Genomic DNA, 6,924 nt, shown 5'->3' with positions numbered 1-6,924 from the left:
GTCCTCGGTGAACAGCTGGGCGACCACCGCGGAGCGGCCGTTGGCGTGGGCGTTGGTGGTGAACTTCACCGACTGGCTGTGCCCGCCCGCGACCGAGACCGGCTGCTCCTCATAGGCACCGTCACCGATGCTGAGGCGGCTCGGCTGCGTGGACGTCAGACGCAGCACCAGGTGGTCGACGCCCTGCACGAGGTTGTTCTGCACGGTGACCGGGATCGTGGCGCTGCGGCCCGAGAGTTTCGCCTCGGACTTGTCGATCAGTCCGACGCCCTCGGTGAGTCCGATGAGGTACCGCTCGACACCGTTGCGGTATCCCATCGCCTCCGTGGCACGGCCGCGCCAGGAGGCGGACATCGACCGGTCCATGGCCCGTCCGAAGGGGGTGACCACACGGGACTTGTCCGAGAGGACCACCTGGAAGCTGTCGAGTTTCCGCTGCGTGCCCTCGATCTGCACGAAGGCCGTCTGCGGCAGCTCCTGCTTGCGCAGCGAGGAGGGGTACGAGGACGCCGACGGGACCCGGGTGGTGGCGCCCGCGTCCGGCTTGGCCTTGGTGGCCGCGGACAGCTCAGCCGACTGCGACCAGTTGCCGCCCTGGAGCGCGGTCAGTGCCTGTGCCATCGTCTGGGCCTGCCCGGCGGTCGGCAGGCGCTGCGGGGCCACCACGACGCTGCGCTGCTTGTCGGGGACCTGGAGGGTGAGCATCAGGCTCTGGGCGAGGAACCGCTGCACGGCGAGCGTGGAGTTGCCGGCCACCGTCATGTCGCCCTGGAACGCCTTGGACATCCGGGCGTCCGCGACGACCGCGGTGACACCGCCGCCGATCGGCCGCGCCGCCGAGGGCGTGTACGGCAGAGCGCCGCCCTCCTCCAGGCTGTCGCTGCGGGTGAGCACGGTGCCGGCGCCGGCCGAGGTCGCGACCTTGACGATCGACGGGTCGATCGCGCCGTCCACCGGCCACGCGTAGTCGGTGTCGGGCGTCACGTGGAGGATCGACTCCACGGTCGTCGCGGCGACGGTACTGGCGTCCTTGAGGTGGCTCAGCGAACCGGTCACAGGGGTGCCGTTGTGAGCGAGCGACGCCAGGTCCGGGTCGGCGAAGGGGAGAGCGACGACTTCCTCGTTCTCGACCGCCGCCTCCAGCTCGCCGAGCCACTGCTTGGCCACCGCCTGGTGCGTGCCGGCCGTGGTCGTCGTGCTGGAGCCGTTCACCTGGACGCGGTAGCTGCGCGTCATCGCGTCGACGGAGGCCAGCAGGTCCGGGTCGACGACCCAGGTGACGTCGAGGTCCTTGCCGAGGCCGAGGAGCCGCTCCAGGCGGCCGCCGGGGGAGATCTCGGCGGCCAGGGCGTCGTCGTCGGCGAAGACGGGCGTCTGCTGCTCGTTCGAACCCGTCTCGGCCGTCATGTGGGAGGTCGAGATGAGCGGCCAGAGGTACGTCGTCCGGGTCTTCGTGTCCGCGGCCTCCGGCTGCCACGGCAGGAACGTCCGCTCGATGCCGAGGATCTGTTCGTACGGCGCGGCGGTGGTCCGGCCGGTGAGCGTGACACCGAGCTGGTAGACGCCGTCGGAGCCGAGGTCCAGCTTGTCGACGGGTACGGAGATGCTGAACGTCTGCGGGACGCCCGGCGCCAGCCTCGCGAACTTCGTCACGTACTTGCCGCCGACTTCCGTGCCCGCGTACGGGTTGTTCTTCGCGGCGTCGTCGATCGCCGAGCGGCCGTTCAGCGTCGGACCCACCCGCAGACCCACGTGCGCGGCGGTGATCGCCTGCTTGCCCTTGTTGACGATCGTGCCGGACACGGTGAGCGTGTCGCCGTCGGAGGGAACGCTGGGGCTGAGCGAGTTCAGGGAGACGTCGACCGTACGAGACCCGGTGACCTCGGCCGCGATGCCGGCCTCGGAGGCGTACGACGCCGAAGGTGCGGGTAGTTGCAGGACGCCGGCGAGCAGAGGCGCTCCGGCGAGCAGTGCTCCCGTGCGCCGCAGCCACCGGCGGGCAGGTGAGGGACGGGTCCCCTGGAAGTCTGCCGCCTCGGCCACGCGCTCGCCCGTCCCTCGTCGTCGTTCAGTGGTCGTCGGAATGTGCGTCCACGCATGGTAACGATGCCTGCCGGGGGTAAGTGCCGCGGTCCGCTCCACAAGATCGGGAGAAGAGACGCCGCTGTCCCTCTATGTGGGCGTATCTGCGGTGGTATCCCCGCGTAGAAGAAGGGAGACGCCCGTGCACGTTTAATGAAGGCGCACGGGGGCGTCGGGGCCACGTACCCTTTTCTGTTGTGTCGAAAGCCAACGAAGACAGTTCCAGTGCACTGAGCCAGGTGCAGAGCCGCGCGGTGAGCGAGCTGCTGCGGGTGTCCCCCGTCGCCGACGAGCTCGCCCGCCGATTTCAGGAGGCCGGGTTCTCACTGGCCCTCGTCGGCGGCTCGGTCCGGGACGCCCTCCTCGGCCGGCTCGGCAACGACCTGGACTTCACGACCGACGCCCGCCCCGAGGACGTACTGAAGATCATGCGGCCCTGGGCGGATTCCCTGTGGGAGGTCGGGATTGCCTTCGGCACCGTGGGGGCGCAGAAGGACGCCCGCGTCGGAGACGTCGATCAGAGCTTTCAGATCGAGGTGACGACGTACCGCTCGGAGGCCTACGACCGGACCTCGCGCAAGCCCGAGGTGTCCTACGGGGACTCCATCGAGGACGACCTGGTGCGCCGTGACTTCACGGTGAACGCGATGGCCGTGGCGCTTCCCGAGAAGGAGTTCATCGATCCGCACGGCGGGCTCGGCGATCTCGCCGCCCGGGTGCTGCGGACGCCGGGCACCCCTGAGTCGTCCTTCTCCGACGACCCGCTGCGGATGATGCGGGCCGCGCGCTTCGGGGCGCAGCTCGACTTCGAGGTGGCGCCGGACGTCGTCGCGGCGATGAAGGCCATGGCCGACCGCATCGAGATCGTCTCGGCGGAGCGGGTGCGCGACGAGCTGAACAAGCTGATCCTCTCCGCGTACCCGCGCAAGGGGCTGACGCTGCTCGTCGACACGGGCCTTGCCGACCGTGTGCTGCCCGAGCTGCCCGCGCTGCGTCTGGAGCGGGACGAGCACCACCGGCACAAGGACGTCTACGACCACTCGCTGATCGTCCTGGAGCAGGCGATGGCGCTGGAGGAGGACGGCCCGGACCTCACCCTGCGCCTGGCCGCGCTGCTGCACGACATCGGCAAGCCGCGCACGCGGCGCTTCGAGGAGGACGGGCGGGTCTCCTTCCACCACCACGAGGTGGTGGGCGCCAAGATGACCAAGAAGCGGATGACCGCGCTCAAGTACTCCAACGAGCTGGTGAAGGACGTCTCGCGCCTGGTCGAACTGCACCTGCGCTTCCACGGCTACGGCACCGGGGAGTGGACGGACTCGGCGGTCCGCCGCTACGTCCGCGACGCGGGCCCGCTTCTCGACCGCCTCCACAAGCTGACCCGCTCCGACTGCACGACCCGGAACAAGCGCAAGGCCACCGCTCTGTCCCGCGCGTACGACGGCCTGGAGGAGCGAGTGGCGCAGCTTCAGGAGCAGGAGGAGCTGGACGCGATCCGGCCCGACCTCGACGGCAACCAGATCATGGAGGTCCTGGGTGTCGGACCGGGCCCGGCCATTGGTCAGGCCTACACGTTCCTGATGGAACTGCGCTTGGAGAACGGGCCGATGGAATACGACGCGGCGGTGTCGGCCCTGAAGAAGTGGTGGGCGGAACAGAGCTGAGAGCACGCGTGCGGGGTCATGTTTCACGTGAAACATGACCCCGAGTGGCTGGAGCTGGATATGCCGAGGGCCGTTGTTTCACGTGAAACAACGGCCCTCGCGCGTAAGCGGGCTCAGCAGGCCTTACTTGGAGGAGTACTCCGACAGGCAGAGGGTGAAGTCGCTGCCGCTACCGGTCTCGGTGTACTCGGCGTACTTGGTGCGGTCGCAGCCGGAGTCGTCGCTCTTCTTCTGCTCGACCTTGTACGCGGCCTTGGAGTTGCCGCAGTCCACGACCTCCAGGTCCGGGTCGGTGGTGCTGTTCGGGTTGCCGATGCTCATGCAGTCGCCGACCTTGGCGCTCTGGGCATCGTCGCGGCTCGCCAGCCAGCCGCCGACGGCGACCACGAGGACGACGACGGGGATCGCGAACCGCAGGTACTTCTTGAGGTTGCGCTTCGGCGGCTCGGGCGGGACCGGGGCGTACGGAGCGTTCGGCTGCTGCGGGTAGCCCTGCGGAGGCTGCTGCCCGTACGGGTTGCCCTGGGGCGGCTGCTGCCCATAGGGGTTCCCCGGGGCCGGCTGACCCTGCGCGAACGGATTCTGGCCCTGTGGCGGTGGCGTGGTCACTTCGGGGTCCCCCTCGAACGTAGGAGCGCGTGGCGCGAAATAAGACGCACGTAAGTTACCTGGCTCCACTGACAACTCTGTAGCCCGGAGGGTCTCTGTGGCTTTGATGTGACACTTACCGGAACCGAAAACGGGCCATAGTCACAGCAACTGCCCCGTAGATAACGGCCACCGTGACCACAAGCGCCACGGATCGGCCGTCAGGGGGCAGCATCAGGGCGGCCACCGCCGCGGCACCCACGAAGGCGATGTTGAACAGGACGTCGTAGACGGCGAAGATCCGGCCGCGGAAGCCGTCGTCCACGGACGACTGGACCACGGTGTCCGTGGCGATCTTCGCGCCCTGGGTGGTCAGGCCCAGGACGAAGGCCGCGACCAGCACGGAGACTTCGGCGAACGCGAGGCCCAGCGCCGGTTCCAGCACAGCGGCCGACCCGGCGCAGGCGATGATCCAGCCACCGGGCCCGAGCCGGTGCACTCCCGACGGGGTCAGCACGGCCGCGGCGAAGAAGCCTGCTCCGGAGATCCCCACGGCCAGACCGAGGACGGCGAGCCCCTCGTCGTCGGGGCCGGACGACCAGGCGTACCGGCAGAGCATCAGCACCATGACCGTCAGCGCGCCGTAGCAGAACCGCATCAGCGTCATCGCGGCCAGCGCCCAGGCGGCCTCCCGGCGCGCGGGCTCGGCGAGATGGCGTACGCCCGCCGTCAGACCGCGTGCGGTGCCGAGCACCGCTGTCCTCAGCCGTGGCCGCACCGGCTGCCGGTCGGGCCCCAGCAGATCCGGGGCCAGTCGCAGCGAGGCGAGCGCGGAGCATACGTACAGGGCCGCTCCCACGAGGACGACCACCGCGTCGGAGTCGGAGTCGACGAGGCGTACGACGAAGGCGAGGCCGCCGCCGAGGGTCGCGGCGAGTGTGCCGGCCGTGGGCGACAGGGAGTTGGCCATCACCAGGCGCTCGGAGTCGACGACGCGGGGCAGGGCGGCGGACAGCCCCGCCAGCACGAACCTGTTGACGGCGGTCACGCACAGCGCGGACGCGTAGAAGAGCCAGTCGGGCACACCGCTCAGCATCAGGACGGCCGTCAGGGACGCGAGGAGCGCCCGCAGCAGATTCCCGTACAGAAAGACCTGGCGGCGTCTCCAGCGGTCCAGGAGGACGCCTGCGAAGGGGCCGACGAGGGAGTACGGGAGAAGCAGGACCGCCATCGCGGAGGCGATCGCGGCCGCCGAGGTCTGCTTCTCGGGTGAGAAGACGACATAGGTGGCGAGCGCGACCTGGTAGACCCCGTCGGCGCCCTGTGACAGCAGCCGTACGGCGAGCAGCCGCCGGAAGTTCCGCAGGCGCAGCAGTACGCGCAGGTCACCCACGACAGCCATGGGTTACAGCCTCGCACGGGGAAAGGGTCCCCGAGCCGATGCCCGGGGACCCTCAACAGCCGTGCGCGGGACGAGCCTCAGCGCTCGACCTCGCCCTTGATGAACTTCTCGACGTTGTCGTAGGCCTCGTCGTCGAAGTACTGGACCGGCGGGGACTTCATGAAGTAGCTCGACGCGGAGAGGATCGGGCCGCCGATGCCGCGGTCCTTGGCGATCTTCGCGGCGCGCAGGGCGTCGATGATGACACCCGCGGAGTTCGGGGAGTCCCAGACCTCCAGCTTGTACTCCAGGTTCAGCGGGACGTCGCCGAAGGCGCGGCCTTCGAGGCGGACGTAGGCCCACTTGCGGTCGTCCAGCCAGGCCACGTAGTCCGAGGGACCGATGTGGACGTTCTTCGCGCCCATGTCGCGGTCGGGGATCTGCGAGGTGACGGCCTGCGTCTTCGAGATCTTCTTCGACTCCAGGCGGTCGCGCTCCAGCATGTTCTTGAAGTCCATGTTGCCGCCGACGTTGAGCTGCATGGTGCGCTCAAGACGGACACCGCGGTCCTCGAACAGCTTCGCCATCACACGGTGCGTGATGGTGGCGCCGACCTGCGACTTGATGTCGTCGCCGACGATCGGGACGCCCGCCTCGGTGAACTTGTCCGCCCACTCCTTGGTGCCGGCGATGAAGACCGGCAGGGCGTTGACGAACGCGACCTTGGCGTCGATGGCGCACTGGGCGTAGAACTTCGCCGCGTCCTCGGAACCGACGGGCAGGTAGCAGATGAGGACGTCCACCTGCCTGTCCTTGAGGACCTTGACGATGTCGACCGGGGCCTCGGTGGACTCCTCGATGGTCTCGCGGTAGTACTTGCCGAGCCCGTCATGGGTGTGGCCGCGCTGGACCGTGATGCCCCGGTTCGGGACGTCGCAGATCTTGATGGTGTTGTTCTCGCTGGCGCCGATGGCATCCGAGAGATCGAGGCCGACCTTCTTCGCGTCGACGTCGAAGGCGGCGACGAACTCGACGTCACCCACGTGGTACTCGCCGAACTGGACATGCATCAGACCCGGCACCTTGGCCGCCGGGTCGGCGTCCTTGTAGTACTCGACGCCCTGAACCAGTGAGGCGGCGCAGTTGCCCACGCCGACGATGGCTACGCGAACCGAACCCATTCCGGTTGCTCCCTGTGTGTACTCGGTG

The 6,924-nt window shown here is 68.8% G+C and carries 5 protein-coding genes; 1 reads left to right on the top strand and 4 read right to left on the bottom strand.

The features are described from left to right. Window positions 1-2,043, bottom strand: a 2,043-nt coding sequence (locus AOK01_RS03825; protein ID WP_055508363.1) for a DUF6049 family protein, incomplete at its 3' end; no start/stop codon positions are given. A 236-nt stretch (window positions 2,044-2,279) separates the two neighbouring features. Here AOK01_RS03825 and AOK01_RS03820 point away from each other — a divergent pair. Continuing rightward, a complete protein-coding gene (locus tag AOK01_RS03820) occupies window positions 2,280-3,746 on the top strand; it encodes a CCA tRNA nucleotidyltransferase (RefSeq protein ID WP_107099719.1) in 1,467 nt (488 codons plus the stop codon). A 123-nt stretch (window positions 3,747-3,869) separates the two neighbouring features. On the opposite strand, the gene AOK01_RS03815 is transcribed toward AOK01_RS03820, so the two are convergent. The 3 genes from AOK01_RS03815 to AOK01_RS03805 all read right to left on the bottom strand — a co-directional run bounded on the left by AOK01_RS03815 (window position 3,870) and on the right by AOK01_RS03805 (window position 6,896). After that, a complete protein-coding gene (locus AOK01_RS03815) occupies window positions 3,870-4,355 on the bottom strand; it encodes an LppU/SCO3897 family protein (protein ID WP_055508359.1) in 486 nt (161 codons plus the stop codon). Window positions 4,356-4,470: 115 nt separating this feature from the next. Then, window positions 4,471-5,736, bottom strand: a complete 1,266-nt coding sequence (locus tag AOK01_RS03810; protein WP_055508357.1) for an MFS transporter — start codon at window positions 5,734-5,736, stop codon at window positions 4,471-4,473. Between the two features lie 77 nt (window positions 5,737-5,813). Then, window positions 5,814-6,896, bottom strand: coding sequence for an inositol-3-phosphate synthase (locus AOK01_RS03805; RefSeq protein ID WP_055508355.1), 1,083 nt, complete (start codon window positions 6,894-6,896; stop codon window positions 5,814-5,816). Window positions 6,897-6,924: the final 28 nt, after the last annotated feature.

It is taken from the genome of Streptomyces aurantiacus (assembly GCF_001418335.1).
GTDB classification, from domain to species: Bacteria; Actinomycetota; Actinomycetes; order Streptomycetales; family Streptomycetaceae; genus Streptomyces; species Streptomyces aurantiacus.
The sequence above is the reverse complement of the archived record's forward strand: the minus strand, read 5'-3'. Positions and strand labels throughout refer to the sequence as shown.